General features: G+C 47.0%; 17 protein-coding genes and 1 other RNA gene. 3 read left to right on the forward strand and 15 right to left on the reverse strand.

Annotated features, from left to right (window positions below; genetic code table 11):
* Window positions 1-195 precede the first annotated feature (195 nt).
* The 12 genes from GVJ63_RS14095 to GVJ63_RS14150 form a co-directional block, all read right to left on the reverse strand.
* Entirely contained in the window at window positions 196-498 is a 303-nt protein-coding gene (locus GVJ63_RS14095) for a contact-dependent growth inhibition system immunity protein (RefSeq protein WP_010672164.1), read from the reverse strand.
* Window positions 499-501: 3 nt separating this feature from the next.
* Entirely contained in the window at window positions 502-993 is a 492-nt protein-coding gene (locus tag GVJ63_RS14100) for an RNase A-like domain-containing protein (RefSeq protein ID WP_235038361.1), read from the reverse strand.
* A 29-nt stretch (window positions 994-1,022) separates the two neighbouring features.
* Entirely contained in the window at window positions 1,023-1,319 is a 297-nt protein-coding gene (locus GVJ63_RS14105) for a contact-dependent growth inhibition system immunity protein (protein ID WP_010672166.1), read from the reverse strand.
* Between the two features lie 7 nt (window positions 1,320-1,326).
* A complete protein-coding gene (locus GVJ63_RS14110; protein WP_010672167.1) occupies window positions 1,327-2,148 on the reverse strand; it encodes an RNase A-like domain-containing protein in 822 nt (273 codons plus the stop codon).
* Window positions 2,149-2,862: 714 nt separating this feature from the next.
* Entirely contained in the window at window positions 2,863-3,282 is a 420-nt protein-coding gene (locus tag GVJ63_RS14115) for a response regulator (protein ID WP_159227031.1), read from the reverse strand.
* The gene (locus GVJ63_RS14120) at window positions 3,279-3,989 is read right to left on the reverse strand and encodes a sensor histidine kinase KdpD (protein ID WP_159227032.1); all 711 of its coding nucleotides are present in this window, start codon (window positions 3,987-3,989) and stop codon (window positions 3,279-3,281) included. The genes GVJ63_RS14115 and GVJ63_RS14120 overlap by 4 nt, the downstream gene beginning before the upstream one ends.
* Window positions 3,990-4,000: 11 nt before the next feature.
* A complete protein-coding gene (locus GVJ63_RS14125; RefSeq protein WP_159227033.1) occupies window positions 4,001-4,885 on the reverse strand; it encodes a restriction endonuclease in 885 nt (294 codons plus the stop codon).
* Between the two features lie 417 nt (window positions 4,886-5,302).
* Window positions 5,303-7,630, reverse strand: a complete 2,328-nt coding sequence (locus GVJ63_RS14130; RefSeq protein WP_159227034.1) for a phage/plasmid primase, P4 family — start codon at window positions 7,628-7,630, stop codon at window positions 5,303-5,305.
* Window positions 7,631-7,644: 14 nt separating this feature from the next.
* Window positions 7,645-7,968 carry a DUF5375 domain-containing protein gene (locus GVJ63_RS14135; protein ID WP_159227035.1) on the reverse strand — a complete coding sequence of 108 codons (324 nt, stop codon included), beginning with the start codon at window positions 7,966-7,968 and terminating at the stop codon, window positions 7,645-7,647.
* Window positions 7,965-8,189: a hypothetical protein gene (locus tag GVJ63_RS14140; RefSeq protein ID WP_010257714.1), complete on the reverse strand. Its 225-nt coding sequence runs from the start codon at window positions 8,187-8,189 to the stop codon at window positions 7,965-7,967. Before GVJ63_RS14140 ends, GVJ63_RS14135 begins: the two co-directional genes overlap by 4 nt.
* Window positions 8,186-8,725, reverse strand: coding sequence for a host cell division inhibitor Icd-like protein (locus tag GVJ63_RS14145; RefSeq protein ID WP_159227103.1), 540 nt, complete (start codon window positions 8,723-8,725; stop codon window positions 8,186-8,188). Before GVJ63_RS14145 ends, GVJ63_RS14140 begins: the two co-directional genes overlap by 4 nt.
* Window positions 8,726-8,753: 28 nt before the next feature.
* Window positions 8,754-9,020 (reverse strand): AlpA family transcriptional regulator, encoded by a 267-nt coding sequence (locus tag GVJ63_RS14150; RefSeq protein WP_159227036.1) that lies wholly within the window; start codon window positions 9,018-9,020, stop codon window positions 8,754-8,756.
* Window positions 9,021-9,552: 532 nt separating this feature from the next.
* On the opposite strand from GVJ63_RS14150, the gene GVJ63_RS14155 reads away from it, so the two are divergent.
* The 3 genes from GVJ63_RS14155 to GVJ63_RS14165 all read left to right on the forward strand — a co-directional run bounded on the left by GVJ63_RS14155 (window position 9,553) and on the right by GVJ63_RS14165 (window position 12,726).
* The gene (locus GVJ63_RS14155; protein WP_159227037.1) at window positions 9,553-9,828 is read left to right on the forward strand and encodes an ogr/Delta-like zinc finger family protein; all 276 of its coding nucleotides are present in this window, start codon (window positions 9,553-9,555) and stop codon (window positions 9,826-9,828) included.
* Between the two features lie 17 nt (window positions 9,829-9,845).
* Window positions 9,846-10,658: a hypothetical protein gene (locus GVJ63_RS14160; protein ID WP_159227038.1), complete on the forward strand. Its 813-nt coding sequence runs from the start codon at window positions 9,846-9,848 to the stop codon at window positions 10,656-10,658.
* 328 nt (window positions 10,659-10,986) lie between these two features.
* Window positions 10,987-12,726: a DUF4209 domain-containing protein gene (locus GVJ63_RS14165; protein WP_159227039.1), complete on the forward strand. Its 1,740-nt coding sequence runs from the start codon at window positions 10,987-10,989 to the stop codon at window positions 12,724-12,726.
* A gap of 90 nt (window positions 12,727-12,816) precedes the next feature.
* Here GVJ63_RS14165 and GVJ63_RS14170 read toward each other — a convergent pair whose 3' ends face one another.
* The 3 genes from GVJ63_RS14170 to smpB form a co-directional block, all read right to left on the reverse strand.
* Window positions 12,817-14,016, reverse strand: coding sequence for an integrase domain-containing protein (locus GVJ63_RS14170; protein ID WP_159227040.1), 1,200 nt, complete (start codon window positions 14,014-14,016; stop codon window positions 12,817-12,819).
* A 193-nt stretch (window positions 14,017-14,209) separates the two neighbouring features.
* Window positions 14,210-14,571, reverse strand: a transfer-messenger RNA (tmRNA) gene (gene ssrA / locus GVJ63_RS14175).
* A gap of 43 nt (window positions 14,572-14,614) precedes the next feature.
* Window positions 14,615-15,097: an SsrA-binding protein SmpB gene (gene smpB / locus GVJ63_RS14180; RefSeq protein WP_010257694.1), complete on the reverse strand. Its 483-nt coding sequence runs from the start codon at window positions 15,095-15,097 to the stop codon at window positions 14,615-14,617.
* Window positions 15,098-15,103 lie beyond the last annotated feature (6 nt).

Genomic DNA, 15,103 nt, shown 5'->3' on the forward strand with positions numbered 1-15,103 from the left:
GTAAAGGGGGAGTGGGGAGGGGGAAGGGAGTATGGTAATGACGTTGCAGAAAATGTTGATAGACATGCCTGAAGCGCATTCGCACGGAAGGCCGCAGGGCTGCACAGACACAAAAAGCCCGCAGTACGTTTATCTCGCGGGCTTTGAGGAGTTCGACGAAGTTCTGGTAACCCTCCATCGAACACCAATGCTCGTTTATAAGGGATTGCCATGGTCACTATGCTTGTTGATGCTTTCGAGTATTCGCAGAAGCAACCCTTTACCATCTTCCGGTGCAAAGGCGTTAATATACCTGTCTCTGAACTCTGATTTTATCATTTCATCGTCATATGTCAGAAAGTTCATCACTTCTTTTTTTAGATCTTCACGATCCTGGAGTGTTAATTCAGCTGTATAAATATCAATAGCTTCATCAATGGTGTCAGCACCTGTAATAAAGTCAAAGTCCTGATTTAATGTCCCTTCAATCAGAATATCTATATTAGTAGTTAGTAACATAATTTAAACCTCCGGGAATGCAGTCAGAATATAGTAAGGCTTGCCGTTGTACAATTCATATTTAAGAACAACTTTGACTCTCGTTGCCGGAGTCAGTTTTTGAACACCCCTGAACAGGGAATAGCCAATTGCTTTCCCGGTGTCATATTTGATATTTAAATTATATCCTGGTCTGCTTGCCGCCCAAATCTTTATCCACTCTTTATTAACCTTTATGGCATCGGATACTGATTTTTCGGCCAGATCTATATTGGTGAAAGAACTAATGGCATTTGGCGGGCGAGCCATATTTTCTGTGCTTTTTAACCGGGCTGCTAATTCATGCTGGGTTTTACCAATATGCTTTAAAATTGCATGGCCTCCGGGCGTGTGACCAGTTACTGATTCATGTTGAATAAGTTTGATGCGTCCTGTGCGAATGGCTGCAACTCTAACTGCTCCAGCCCCCAGAGAAAGAGCAACAGGTACAGCAACATCGAAGGTCAAACCTACCAATCAGTTCACGAATGGGCGCGCACGCAACATCATCTTTCATCGTATCTTTTGATGCTTTCAAGGAAATAGAGCAAAAAACTGCTGGCGTAATCAGGTGAAATATCTTGCCAGCGCTGAGAAAACTCTTCCTTTATCTCTTCTTCTGACAGCTTGAGAAACTCAGTAATTTCTTTACGTAAATCACATCTTTCTTCTGGAGAAGCTTCGTCAACGACTACATCAATGGCACCATCCATCGTATCAGCGCCAGTGATAACGTCGAAGTCCTGATTAAGTGTTCCCACAATGCATAAATCTAAGTTTGGGGCAAGAGGTGCGCGGCTCATGATCAACTCACTTATCTGGAAAAGAAGTAATTATATAATAAGGTTTGTTATTGTAAGTCTGATACTTCAGCGCAACTCTGATTTTAGTTGCTTTATACGTAGTGTTGCTCCCTTTCTGAACAACATAACCAACGGTTTTACCCACATCGTAACTTATCGTCATGTTATGTCGTGGTTTACTTGCAGCCCATAGTTTTATCCACTCCCGATTGTTATGAAGTGCCTTTGATATGGCTGCTTCGGCAATCTCCAGCGACGAGAACGAACCAGATAGATCCAATACCCCATTGGATTGGATAATTCTTTCATGAAGTTCATGGGGTGATTTTCCAATATGCTTTAAAAGCGTATGCCCGCCCGGTTTTGATCCAGAGACAGATTCATGCTCAATTAATTTGATTCGGCCAACACGAACGGCAGCAATTCTCGCCGCGCCAAGTCCAAGAGAAAAAGCTATCGGCACGCCCACATCTACGGTCAGGCCTACTTTCCACGCTGTATCTTCATCGGCGCCAAACTGTTTCGCCATCTCAATGGCGGCGTGATATGTTGCACTACGAACATTCTTGCCGCTCAGAACCTGATTTGCTGCGGTATTAATACTGTCCATGCTGTGCGCGCCAACAATGATGCAGGCCGCCTTTGTTAAGCCTGTAGGCTCGGGAGCGATACAAAGTGCAGTTGCCCCGGCCAGTTCCAGCGTTCCCATTACCAGCCCCAGCCCGCCCATAAGACGGTTAGACATTGTCTCTGATTCGGTGACTGATTTGTCAGAAAGGACAGCAGCAAGCTGGACAGGAGACAATACTATTTTTAACCCATCATCCATGATTCAACTCCATCTGTGTGAATGACATCCTTTTTAAATCAGGCAGGTAAGTGCCTTGCTCAGATCTGCCTTAAATAAATACTGTTTCTTTAAAGCTTCGTTATCTGAATTATTCATTATTTATTTTTAAAATAATATACTTAGGTCACTAACTATAGGGATTAACTCACACAGCAGGGCGCTAGCCAGTTTCGTTAGTTTATGGAGTTAGTCAGACGATGAAGCGGCCATTGCGTCAGTCGAAGGGTATGTTTTAAGTAGGAACGCAGACACAAAAGCCAGCAAGATTTGCATCTTGTAGGTTCTCATGAGCTGGCGGAGTCTGAATTGCAAATTTATCTATCTGTATATAAAGGATATTTACTAATTAAAATTGTGAGCATATACCAAAACGTATACCAATTGCTTTTATTTATGCTTGTTATGGAGGAGTGCATAACCTACATCCTAACATCAAAATTTCTAAAACAAGCGCATTTGATGTTAACTGAAGTGATTTGCAGAGCTGAAATTTGAATGTTCATCTTAAATAATTTCTTTCATTGTGCAAATCAGTGCATTTAAAGTTAATCTATAAGCGGGGCTCAAAACGCCCGTTTTGAATTTGTGATGTAAGAAGAAGTAATGCATCATTATTATACTAGATGAGTGCTATTAAAGATTTTTTAAAAACACAAGCTGAGGTAATATAGCTTGTGTTTTTTGCTTAAAAAATCAAGAAGAAGATAGTATTGACTGAAGTTTGTCTTTTAGAACTTTAGCTCTACCTTTAGGTATATATGAAACATTTAGTCGCTTACATATTTCTTCAACCTCAGCGTTATCATGCACTGAATAAACTATAATTTTCCTTCCACTAATGCCTTTTGTTCTAGCTTGTTGAGCTATAAACAAACCTCTGAATTCCTGAAAGACCTTTTCTTTTTGTTTTATCGAAGCTTCAAGTTCTGTTGAAACAGGTACGTTTAAGTCTAAAACTAAGGCTGAATATTCATCAATTTTAGTATTATTGAGTTCTTCATAGGCATCATTAACTGATGTTATAAATTTTACTGAAAAGCCTAATGACTCGCTGAAATCCTCTATCCAATCAAGGAACATTGGTTCATCATCAAGCACAAGAATTTTTTTCATTTTAAAAACCCATTTGGTATTCTAATTTCAAACTTTGTCATCCCTGCTAATGAATGATGAGCTGAGATTGACCCTCTAAATGCATTTTCTACAATTAACTTACATATATGAAGGCCAAGGCCTGAACCAGATGATGTTCTTTGTTTTGCGCTTTTAGCTCTATATCCAATTTCAAATAAGTCCTCATCATTGGAGAAAGGCTCGCTGTAGCCTTCGAAAGTGATAATAAGATCATTTGATTTTTTTTGTATGTTGTTTTTTATTACTAATGTGGTGTTTGGTTTGCCATATTTTACACCGTTATCAATTAAGTTCATGAACACTTGCTTTAATAGATTAGGGTCACCACTAACACAGTTTTGAACTGTTCTGTTTTCTAATTCAATTCTAATATGTTCATGCTGACCCTGATCTTGGAAAAATTGTGCAGACTCAATGATTGCTTGAGGTATAACTGTGGTTTTGATAGACGAATGTGATATTGATGCTGTATTTCCAGAAGCATATTCTGCAAAATAAGAAAGATTTCGTATGAGTGAAACTGTATATTCTAATTGTGATCTAGCTCTGCGCAAACGCTGTTCTCTTTTATGTTCTGGGACAATGCCATCAATTAGATTATCAAGCGCACCAATAACCCCACTCATCGGGTTAATCGCTTGATGAGTAATATTTTGGATTAAAAACAAAGTTTCTTTGTTGTCCATTTATTGACCTTTTAAATTAATTCTAAAACAATTTCTTTTTGCATTGTGCTTATCGTAAAGTTTGATAAATCAGAAATTATATTGATATGGTTTACCTCTGACTCTATTAGTTCTCTAGGTAGTAGAAGATGGATCGAATATGGCGATTTTTCAAAGATTGATGGGGCTTCTTTTAGAACGAAGAACAGGTATGCAAGAAGCACCCTAGTAGAGTATTTATCGAAAGGCTTTAAGTTTACTTTGGCTACATCAATCCAATCAAAGTAATCAATTGCAGTATGTTCTTTAAAAAAGAATCCATGGCCTGTATTTGCATCCAACATTCTTTGAGAAACTAGCTCACTAAATGAGTGTAATAGCCATAGTCTCGCCTGTGAAACTTCACCAATTTCCGGAGATAATGAGTTTGTTATTCTAAGAAGAAGATCTATTGATGGGGCAAAAAATTCAATGTTAGAATCTGTGTCAGGTTTTAGACCATATTTTTTTGCAATTTGTGGGTATAAATTCAATTTTGCACAAACATCTACTGCACCCCAAAATCTAATGGTGGGTTTTTTATTTTTTTTATTCCAGATTCTTACTTGATCTATTGCTTGCGGTGACAGTGAAGAGGTTGTTACAAATAACAGTACATCTGCAACATGAGTCTCAGCATAAGCAATTTTATTCCAAATAGTGGGCCAATCAACTGAGGATGTGTAACGTTTGCACTCTATGTACCATTTTTGTTTTTGATAAAGACCAGATAAATCAGATATAAAATAATCACCTTCTATATCACGACCTAAATCACTACCAGGTGTTCTCCAAACTGGATTTCTTAATCCCAAGGCCTTGACGACATCAAAAGTTAAATTTTCAAACTTTGTTGGAGATAAGTTCAGTAGTTCCATTCTACTACCTCAAAAGGATAATTTATCTTACCGTATTCTCTACGGTATTCGGGTTTTTTGCTAACCCTGCTAACTTTAATTTAGACATGTTTTTCAATTTAACCATAGTAAAATTGAATTTCAACATCAAATTTTAATTCTTTCAGTTTGAAACATAACTCATGAGCTATGCACTCTGAGAACTATGTATGGTATGTCAGCTTTTGGCACTTTGCGGAACAAATATATCATTCGTTCATTGAGAATGGTAAAGAGTAAAAAAAGATTTTGTGGAAAATCATTCACACTGTTCATTTTTTATTTTTATTGTTATATATCAGTAAATTACCTGATGAATGATAGGTGTAGGGTGAAGGATATCATTCATCAACGGTGAAGTTCAGGTATAAAAAAACCGGCTTTCGCCGGTTCTGATAGTCATGCTGCCGGATCGTCGCACTTCGGCAGCCAGTCGGTGCTGCTTTCTTCCGTCAGGTCCAGATTGGTCTGCATACCCAGCTTTGTCCGCCGCTTCATGTAGTGCTGTCCGTATTCCCGCATGATGCTCTCAAGCGAAAGGCCGAACATCTTCATGCTGAGCGGATTCTTGTAACCGTTGGCCTCCATGTAGGCCAGGTAGGCATGATAGAGATAACGTCTTGGCTGAAGCGGCCTGATGCTGGCGTTCCCCATGTAAAGCGCGTTTGGCTCCGGCGTCGTGAACAGGTAGCCGCAGAAGTCCACCATCGGATCCGCATCGCGCTTGATGCGCATCGCCTCGTCGGAGTTCTGCTGCGACTGAAGCAGCGACCGGGCCTGCTGCGGCTGGCTGAACTGCTGCATCAACTGGCGCACGATAACGGCCAGCTCACCGCTGATTTTCTCCTTCAGCTGCGGGTCGCGCTCGTCTGCCGGGATGATTTCCGGGAAGTGCAGAATAACCCGGCGGCGCGACACGCCCCCGCTGCGGTCGGTGAAGCGCATCGGGTTGTTATTGACAGCCAGAATCACAGCCGGAATGTGAGTAGAGTAGGCGTCGCGGTACTTCGGATCCACGGAAACCGCATCGCCGCCGGTGATGGCCTTGATGCCCGCGCCGTCGCCGCTCCACTTTTCCTGGTCGGGCAGGATAATCAGCGAATACCCAATCAAAGCCGCGCGTTCGCGGGACGACTCCAGCGTTTCGATGGTGGCGGAGGTGGTGTTGTCCGTTCCGGCCAGCATGGTGGCGATTTCCGCCATGATGCTTTTACCGCTGCCGCCGGGGCCGGTGACTTCCAGAAACAGCTGCCAGTCATAGCGGTTCGCCAGCACCATAAACAGCGCGGCCAGAATAATGTCGCGTTTGGCCGGGTCCCGTCCGGCAGCGCGGTCGAGCCACTGCCAGAAGTGCGGCGCATGCTCTGCCAGCGTTTCACCCTGAACGGGCTTTGTGTAGTCCACCTCGCTGACCGTGCGCAGCCAGAAGTCTTTACTGTGCGGGCTGAAGCCGCCGGTGCGGGTGTCCAGCACGCCATTACGGAAGCCAATCAGGCGGCGCGCCGGGTCGGCCTGCTGCGGCAGCATCAGCTTCAGCGTGTCCACCACGCCCGAAATCTTGCCCGCCGAAAACGGCGCGCGCAGGCGCTGAAACAGCTTCGCCACGTCGCGCTCAAACTGCTTCCCGGAAATCACCTTCCACGCGCCGGAGCGGTAGCGGGAAAGAATTTCCCCGCTGGCGTCCACGGCCAGCGCGCTGCGGTAGTGTTCCGCCACGCGCTCCGCCTTTTCGCTGGCGCTCATGGCCGAAAACTCCGCCTCGCTCATCACGTCGAACGGACTGGCGGCGGGTGGCGTGGCGGCTCCGGCCAGCGCCCGCCGGGTGCTTTCCTCACCGTGCTGCATAAAGGCGTCATTCCAGTCGCCGAACACCGGAGGCAGGGCCACGGCGGCGCGGCTGGCTTCTGCGGCCTGCTTTGCTTTAGCCTGGCCGTCGCCGTTCAGGTCGCGGTCGGCGGCAATCAGCAGCGGCAGCGTGGCGTGCTTTTCACGGGCAAGGCCAGCCAGAGAAAGGAGGTTCACGGACGACAGGGCAATCCACACCTCATCCCCGGTCAGATTGTGCACCGTCAGGCCGGTGGCGTAGCCTTCCGTCAGCCAGATGCGCGCTGCCGGTTTACTGGTGCTGAGAATGTGGCACGCGCCTTTTACCTGTCCCCCCTTCAGCGTGCGCTTTTCACCCGTGGCGTTAATCAGCTGCACGTTCACCAGCTGCCCGCCCGTATCGTGCAGGGGAACGAGCAGGTCACCGGCACGATACGCCGTGAGCGCGACTTTCTGCGGCCTGGCCAGCGTCAGGCAGGACTGCTCCGGCCAGCCCTTGCGGGACAGGTAGGTGTTGCCGGTTGCCTGCTGCGCGGTGCTGACCAGCTGCTGCGCCTGCTTCACGGCGGCGGCACGGGCGGCTTCGTTATCTTCGCCCGCGCTGGTAGCTGCCGTGTTGTCGGCCGGTGGCAGGTTGCCGGTCAGGCCGTTCACCTGCGCAGCGGCTTCGGTCAGGCTCAGTGAGAGGGCCTTTTTCACCAGGTCCATGCCGTCACCGGCACCGCACTGATTACAAATCCACGTGCCGCGCCCCTCCTGGTCGTCAAAGCGGAAGCGGTCGGTTCCGCCGCATACCGGGCAGGAGGTATGGCGGTTCTTCACCACCTTCACGCCCAGTGCGGGCAGGATACGGGGCCACTGGCCCTGTGCGGCCTTTGCCGCGTCTGATACGGTCATTTTCATTGTTCTTTTCTCCCTCAGTGCAGCACCGGCGTGTCTTTGAGACGCCCGCAGAGTTCATCCATCACCACCTGCCCCAGAAAGCTCAGGCACGGGGCCGACTTGAGCGGTCCGGCGGCCAGCAGGTCGTCGAGCAGCGCGCAGGCAATTTCCTGACCGCGCTGGCGTCCGTGCTGGCGCAGATAGAAGCCTTCCAGCTCGGTTTCAATGGCGTGTTCAAGGCGCGCCAGTGTCAGGCCGGGATAGCGCTTCTGTTCGCGGCAGACGCTCAGCCAGGCGCAGGCCACCGCGCGGCGTGAAAGCGCGGAATGCAGTTCGGGGGAAAGGGTACGTGTGCTCATGGCTCAACCTCCCCGTTCATCCAGCCGTCCTGACAGCGGTTTACTACTCCGTCCAGCTGCTCGGTGATGAGGAAAATCAGCGAATTCAGCTGCGCCTGCTGTGTGGCCGGTGGCTGTTCGTGGCACTCCTGAAGCAGGGTCATGTCGCTGATAAAGCGCCCGGCGTTGCGCAGGTGTTCAAGGCGTAACAGGTCTGCGTGGGAAATGGTGGCGTGAGTCATGCGCGCACCTCCCGGACCGGCAGGCGGGCAGCAAGGGATAGCACGTAATCGCGGGCAAGCGTCAGGCGGGCGGCACGTTCGTCAGCGGCAACGGTGCGGAGAATGTGAATACGCTGCTGGCGCTCAGTACGGCGCACGGCGGCAAAGACGAAAACAAACTGAGGGTATGGGGAATTAAGGACCGTAGCCATGATAGCAGTCTCCAATGTTAGTAGCTTACAGCCACCACCGGAAACGCCAATTTCACTGGTGGTAGCCCAGACGGGGTTGGCGTAACCGGCAACATTGGAAACCGGCGCTTCGTGAGAAGCCCCCGCCTGAGCCACCATTACGCGGTAGGTACGACAGATACAGAACCGTCGCCCGAAAAATGGGTGCATCAGGGCACAGACACAAAAAAAGACGCAAGGCGCGTCTGGTGTCGCCAACGTTGTATTCAGGACGCCAATCCCGGCTGCCGATTTTGCGACAGCAGAAAGACTGTACCAGGGAATGGCCCCGGCGTGCAAGCCGGGGAACAAAGGAAAATGCAGCATGGCGGAAAATCTCAAGAGTTGGTGGAGATCATGCTGCACGTTCCTGACCGCGTGCGGCGATGCGTGCATTCATCCAGGCGCTGACCTCGCTGGCAAGCCACGCGACGTTCTTGCCGCCAAGCGATACCTGCGCCGGAAAAGCATTGCGGCTGATGAGGTCATAGATGGTTGAGCGGGACAGGCCGCAGACGTGGATCACTTCCGGCAGGCGCATAAAGCGTTCCTGGACCGGGAATGATACCGGCATGGCAGGGACCGCCGGGGCGGATGAATGAGCGTTTAAATTCGTGTGCATGAGCTACCTCTTACGTGTCCGTGAAGCGCCGCACAGGTGTGTACGGCATCGGGTAGCTCTTTATTTTGCGAATATTTTTGCCGGTGACAACAACAGAAATCTGCCTGAACGACCACATAAAAACCACAAAAAATGTGTGTGTACGTGAACAGTACCAGATAGCACCAAAAAGTACTGATAAGGTTTTATCCAATAACTTTAGCTCCATTAGTAGGCGGCTTTTAAAACCAATCGTTCTAAATAGTTGATAAGGCCAAAATCCTGCTGATGAACGATGGTGAACAGAGGGTGAAGCATTACTTTTTCACTCTTCACCTCTTAATTAACTGTATTTATTATTTTTTTCTCTCTGGTGAAGAATAGTGAAGGATTTATATAAAACTGAAAGCTGATAACAGGCTTCAGTGAGACCTTTTCCTGGCTCGCCAGAAGTAATGCTTTTGTCTGGTCCGTCATACAACGCCCTCCGGTAGAAGCCACTGTGCCAGACCCGGCACAATTGACTTAATGAAACCAGCCGACAGGAAACGAGATGGCACTGAAATGTCCCGAATGTGGTCAGGTGGCCTACACCCGCACCAGCGCTTATGAAGCGCCCTCCGTAAAGCGTACCTGGTACCAGTGCCAGAACCTCGACTGCTCCTGCACGTTCACCGCGCTGGAGAGCGTTGAGAAAATCATCATGAAGCCGCACAGGCCCGCAGCGGCAGAGCCGGAACCGCAGAATAACATGCCGGTTCGTCAGCCGCAGACGCTGGGCCGCTATGGTTCAGCCAGCGCCCGCAAAGACCGCCACGCACAGCCCTGACAGAGAGGAAAAACAGCATGACACAGCAGCAGATGACCGACGAACAGATTCAGGCCGCCGGCAACCGTATCGGTACGGCGCAGGCCAGAGCACAGCGGCCACTTAAGGAGGCTGGTTGGCTCCTGCGGTTACCCGAGGCCGACGTTATCAGCCACACAACCGAGCTGGTAAAGGGGCTGTCCTCTGAATGGCGGCTGCGTATCGAAGACCTCAATACAAAGATGCTGGCCTGGCTGGAGGCAAGACGGGCCGAGAACGCCGCCGCTGAGAACCTCAGCGAGCTGCGCCAGCGTAAGGCCGAAATGGAGCAGGCAAGCCGGGACAACCGGGCACGCTTTCGTGAACTGCTGGGACAGAATGGCGGCAGCGTCACGCCGGAGATGAAGACGCTGCGCGCGGAGTATCTGGAGCAGCAGGAAACGGCATCTGACCTTGCCGGGCTGATTGCCGAAAAGGAAAAGCAGCTGCCGGTGCTGGCCGACGTGACCGGGCGCAAGGCTAACGCTTACGTATTCTGTCATGAGGGCATCACGGATGAGCGCATTGATACGCTTATTGATGACTTCTTTATCATTCATGGCACCGAACTGGGCAGCCTGCTCAGGATGAAGTACAGCCAGTTTGAACGAAATGGCTCAACCCATGCACCGGGCGTTATCGAAGGAGCGAACGATGCGGACACGCTGTACCGCGTATATGTCCAGAACCTGATTAAGCGATGGACGAGCGTAAATCAGCCGCTGATGTTCCGTGATGACGTGCTGAGCGTCAGCGGTGCGCATCCTTTTCGGGGAGCCAGAACCGACCGCCGCAAGCGCAAACTTTTCTGAGCCACAGACACAGAAATTCACCGAAGCCCGGCCCGTGCCGGGCTTTTTTTTTACGTCCGTTGCGTGAGTGCATGTCTATGTTGCATGAAAACGCATGAGTCTCCGGCACCCCGGAACGGCAGATAAGGCCAGCAGCGGCGCGGCTAATAGCTAATCATGCAGGTGCATGAAAACCGCTCCATAAAGCGGGCAGGCGTGGCGGGGCTACGATTGCGCGCGCGCATTAAAGTAGTGTTGATACTCATAAATTTAAGTTCATATGAGCTAATTAGTACATATAATGATATTGATAAACATAAGTAATTACATTTCATAAGAGGGATGAACAATGAGCTTAGATCTTAATGAGCTAATGAGTAGCTTTGACGAACATGATTGTCAATTAAGTGAGTTTGAAATATCTTCAAAAATAAATAGTGAAACAAACGGCGACAACAGTTTTCAAGCTTTAGCGGAAAGGTTAGCCTTTGGCTTCTGTGAGGATTATTTAGATAAAAAAAATGGTTGGGGGACATATTATGGACCCATGATGGTATGGAGAGGTGAAGACGGGAATTTTTATGAAAGCCCAAGTATAAAAATGATAGATTCTGGTATCATTGATTACTGGAATTCAAGAGCAGAAAAAGCTAAAAATCCTTTGTTAAAATCACGTTACTATGGATTGGTTTGGGATTTGTCTGAAATGGCTATTGACGTCAAGCCGGATTATAAAGTAGCTATAAATTATATTGAGTGTTTAATTGATGTTGTTGACGCTGAAATTCTAAAATATCCAACTGAGGCGATAACAAAAATTACTAGGGCATACAAAGTAGCTTCCAAAATTAACAACTCAGAACTTACAATAAAAACAATAGAAAGCGCTATAAAACTTGAGGAGAGCATAGCTGTAGATGATAAGGCTGGTACTTGGGGGTTTTGTTTTGATCTTTTTGTCATCAATAAGTGCAAACATTTAACTCAGGCTCAAGAATCAAAACTACTTAGTGATCTAGAATTGCGCTTAGCGCGAGTATCCGGTTCTCCATGGACATGTGAGTCAGCTGGTATTCCCTTGGCAAACTACTATCGCAGCAAAGGGAAGAACGATGAAGTTATTCGTGTTATAAAAAGTGTTGGCAGTAGTTTCGAAAATGCATGTGATGGACTAGCTGCTATACAAATATCTTCGTGGTTACAGCACATGCATGAAGTTTATATAAGATTCAACATGAAAGATGATGCTGAAAGAATAGCAAAGAAAATTGCACAAATCGGAAAAGATGTTGTTGATGATATGCATAGTATTTCCCATGAAATGACAATTCCTAAAGATGAACTTGAAGCTTACTTAAATGAAATTGTGAGTGGTGGTTATGAGTTGGCATTGACAAGAATTGCTGTTAAATTTATTCCAAATAGAGAATTGATTGAAGATCAGGTTTTAAAAATGGCAAAAGAATACCCTTTGACTTACCTTTTTGGCAAGGTTTTACAGGATCATAAGGGTAGGCCTGTAGCAAAAATAGGAGATGTAGAAAACGACTTGGAAGGTAATATAATTCATCAGCTATCTCAAGATATGAATGTTGATTCGTTTTTTCTCAATCATGCAATACAGAAAGCTATTGAGTTATATAATATTACACCCCAGCATTTAATTGACTTTTTAATGTTGTCACCTTTATTTGAAGTTTCAAAAAAGGATGTCTTATTTAAAGGTGTTGATGCTTATTTAAAAATGGAATATGTAACAGCACTACACATATTGATTCCGCAAGCAGAAGCTGCAATTAGAAGTTTGGTGGAAGTCATGGGGGGTGAGACATTGAAAAAAAACAGAATGGGAGGTCTGCATTTAAAAACATTTGATGAGTTGCTAAGAGATCCAATAGTTGAAAATTGCTTTGGTATAAATGCCTCATTCTACCTTCGAATACTACTTACTGATCAAAGAGGATGGAATCTGCGCAATGATGTATGCCATGGTATCAGTCCAGCAGATTCTTTCAACTATATGACCGCTGATAGGCTTTTACACGTTATTTTACTTTTATCATTAGCCAGAGAAAAAATTGAGGATTAGTTTTTTTAAATGGTGCGCCTTCAAACAACGTTATGAGGCGCATAATTTATCTTGTTAAAAGTTATGATGTCATCTATCACTATTAATTATTTAATTTGGAAAATTGCTGTATACTTTCTTTCCCCACCAATCCATTAAATCAATTCTTTTTTTCAAATAAGTAGAGCGATTATAAGCTCGTCTAACTTCATTCTTATCTGTATGTGCTAATGCTGATTCAATTACGTCAGCATTGAAGCCTTGTTCATTTAAAGCTGTACTAGCAATAGAACGTAATCCATGTGCAACAAGTTTCCCGCCATAACCAATTCGCTTTAAAGCAGCATTCGCTGTTTGACTATTCATTGGTTGTTTTGGATCATTTCTACTCGGAAAAATATGTTCACGATGGGCGCTGATAGGCTTCATCACTTCAAGAATACTTAACGCTTGAGGTGACAAAGGAACAATGTGCTCACGCTTTGCCTTCATCCGTTCTGCTGGAATTGTCCAGAGCTTCGCATCGAGATCGATCTCTGCCCATCGAGAGCCAGAAGCTTCTGAGGGCCTTACAAGAGTTAATAGCTGCCATTCAATCAGGCAGCGAGTCGGAACGGTCAAATTCGACATCACTAGGGAATGCATAAGTTTCGGCAACTCCTCCGGTCGGAGCGTTGGCATATTCTGTTTCTTAGGCTTTTCAAAAGCCATCCCAATCCCTGACGCAGGGTTAGCATCAATCAGCCCGGTATTAACTGCATAAATCATAATCTCGTTAATGCGCTGTACAAGACGACGAACAGTTTCAAGAGCACCACGCGCCTTAATCGGCTCAAGTGCTTCTACAAGCTTACGTGCTTTTATTTCCTGAACAGGGAGCTCACCAATAGCAGGAAAAACATCTTTCTCAAGAGAACGCCAGATATCTTTAGCATAGTCTGGCGTAACGCTTGCCTGCTTCAAGGTAAACCAATTAGCGGCTACGGTTGAGAAAATGCTGTCTAACGCGATCTGCTGCTGTTCTGTGATCTGTTCAGCCTGCGTCTGTGGATCAATACCATTAGCGAGTAAGGAGAGGTAGTTAGCGCGTAGACGCCTAGCATCTGCCAACGAGAAAGCAGGGAACGCACCGATTCCAATCATGGTGCGCTGCTTTGTTGCTGGCCGCTGGTAGCGAAAACGCCAGAGCTTCTTGCCGGTGGTTTTTACAACCATAAAAAGCCCGTCGCCATCATGCAGGGTTATATCTTTGTCAGTGGCTTTTGAGCGAAGCACTTCAGTGTTGGTTAGAGGGCGCGTTGTCCTTGCCATACGGGGCTTTCCTACGAAAATTGGTATACGGAATTGGCATACATTTTAGCGTATACCAATTCGTATACCAATAATCACTGGATTCAGGCGGATCGTATCGGAAGGTTACAGACACAAAAAAGCCCGCAGGGCTTGTGCCATACGGGCTCTTAGGACTTCTGCGGATGGCACTGGAACCATCTTTGAAGAATTTTGGTGGAGCTGGCGGGAGTTGAACCCGCGTCCGAAATTACTACACCGTCGGCACTACATGCTTAGTCAGTTTTTACATTCGCCGGTTAGCTGCGAACAGACACGCCACTAACAGACTAGCCTGATTGGATTTAACGCTTCAACCCCAGGCAAGGCATCCACGCGATCTCTTTTGGGTTTGACTTCTCTTGATCCCCGTCTTAAGAGCGGAAGCTAGGGAGAGAAGGCTCTAAGCAGGTTATTAAGCTGCTAGTGCGTAGTTTTCGTCGTTTGCGACTATTTTTTTGCGGCTTTTTACGAGGCAAACCGCCCCTCGGCATGCTCCTAAGGCTTCACAATCCCGTCGAGTCCAGAATCAGCCCCAGAACTTCAAATACTAACAACAAAACAACTCAAAATCCAGTGCTTAACGCTTTGAATTCTTCATGATACGTGCTTTGTCTAATTGCCATTCGCGGTCTTTAATATCATCGCGCTTGTCGTGCTCTTTTTTACCGCGTGCAACACCAATCTTCAGTTTGCACCAGGCGTTCTTCCAGTACAGCGACAGCGCCACAATGGTGTAGCCTTCGCGGTTGACGCGGCCATACAGGGAGTCGAGTTCACGTTGCTTCAGCAGCAGCTTACGGCTGCGCGTTGGGTCACAGACCACGTGACTGGAGGCAACGGCTAAGGGTTGAAAGGTTGAACCGAACAGAAAGGCTTCGCCATCGCGCAGCAGAATATAGCTGTCGCTGATGTTGGCTTTACCAGCACGAAGTGACTTAACTTCCCATCCTTGTAACGACAATCCCGCTTCGTACTCCTCTTCAATGAAGTACTCGTGACGGGCGCGTTTGTTCATGGCAACAGTGGCAGAACCGGGTTTGTGTGCTTTTTTCTTTGTCATAGTGCG

This window comes from Pantoea sp. 18059 (assembly GCF_902706165.1).
Taxonomy (GTDB): Bacteria; Pseudomonadota; Gammaproteobacteria; order Enterobacterales; family Enterobacteriaceae; genus Pantoea; species Pantoea agglomerans.

What these genes read in the sequence shown, in the direction of transcription:
- GVJ63_RS14095 (WP_010672164.1), bottom strand. Translation starts at nt 498, where the DNA reads ATGTTACTAACTACTAATATAGATATTCTGATTGAAGGGACATTAAAT.
- GVJ63_RS14105 (WP_010672166.1), bottom strand. Translation starts at nt 1,319, where the DNA reads ATGAGCCGCGCACCTCTTGCCCCAAACTTAGATTTATGCATTGTGGGA.
- GVJ63_RS14110 (WP_010672167.1), bottom strand. Translation starts at nt 2,148, where the DNA reads ATGGATGATGGGTTAAAAATAGTATTGTCTCCTGTCCAGCTTGCTGCT.
- GVJ63_RS14115 (WP_159227031.1), bottom strand. Translation starts at nt 3,282, where the DNA reads ATGAAAAAAATTCTTGTGCTTGATGATGAACCAATGTTCCTTGATTGG.
- GVJ63_RS14120 (WP_159227032.1), bottom strand. Translation starts at nt 3,989, where the DNA reads ATGGACAACAAAGAAACTTTGTTTTTAATCCAAAATATTACTCATCAA.
- GVJ63_RS14125 (WP_159227033.1), bottom strand. Translation starts at nt 4,885, where the DNA reads ATGGAACTACTGAACTTATCTCCAACAAAGTTTGAAAATTTAACTTTT.
- GVJ63_RS14130 (WP_159227034.1), bottom strand. Translation starts at nt 7,630, where the DNA reads ATGAAAATGACCGTATCAGACGCGGCAAAGGCCGCACAGGGCCAGTGG.
- GVJ63_RS14135 (WP_159227035.1), bottom strand. Translation starts at nt 7,968, where the DNA reads ATGAGCACACGTACCCTTTCCCCCGAACTGCATTCCGCGCTTTCACGC.
- GVJ63_RS14140 (WP_010257714.1), bottom strand. Translation starts at nt 8,189, where the DNA reads ATGACTCACGCCACCATTTCCCACGCAGACCTGTTACGCCTTGAACAC.
- GVJ63_RS14145 (WP_159227103.1), bottom strand. Translation starts at nt 8,725, where the DNA reads ATGCTGCATTTTCCTTTGTTCCCCGGCTTGCACGCCGGGGCCATTCCC.
- GVJ63_RS14150 (WP_159227036.1), bottom strand. Translation starts at nt 9,020, where the DNA reads ATGCACACGAATTTAAACGCTCATTCATCCGCCCCGGCGGTCCCTGCC.
- GVJ63_RS14155 (WP_159227037.1), top strand. Translation starts at nt 9,553, where the DNA reads ATGGCACTGAAATGTCCCGAATGTGGTCAGGTGGCCTACACCCGCACC.
- GVJ63_RS14160 (WP_159227038.1), top strand. Translation starts at nt 9,846, where the DNA reads ATGACACAGCAGCAGATGACCGACGAACAGATTCAGGCCGCCGGCAAC.
- GVJ63_RS14165 (WP_159227039.1), top strand. Translation starts at nt 10,987, where the DNA reads ATGAGCTTAGATCTTAATGAGCTAATGAGTAGCTTTGACGAACATGAT.
- GVJ63_RS14170 (WP_159227040.1), bottom strand. Translation starts at nt 14,016, where the DNA reads ATGGCAAGGACAACGCGCCCTCTAACCAACACTGAAGTGCTTCGCTCA.
- smpB (WP_010257694.1), bottom strand. Translation starts at nt 15,097, where the DNA reads ATGACAAAGAAAAAAGCACACAAACCCGGTTCTGCCACTGTTGCCATG.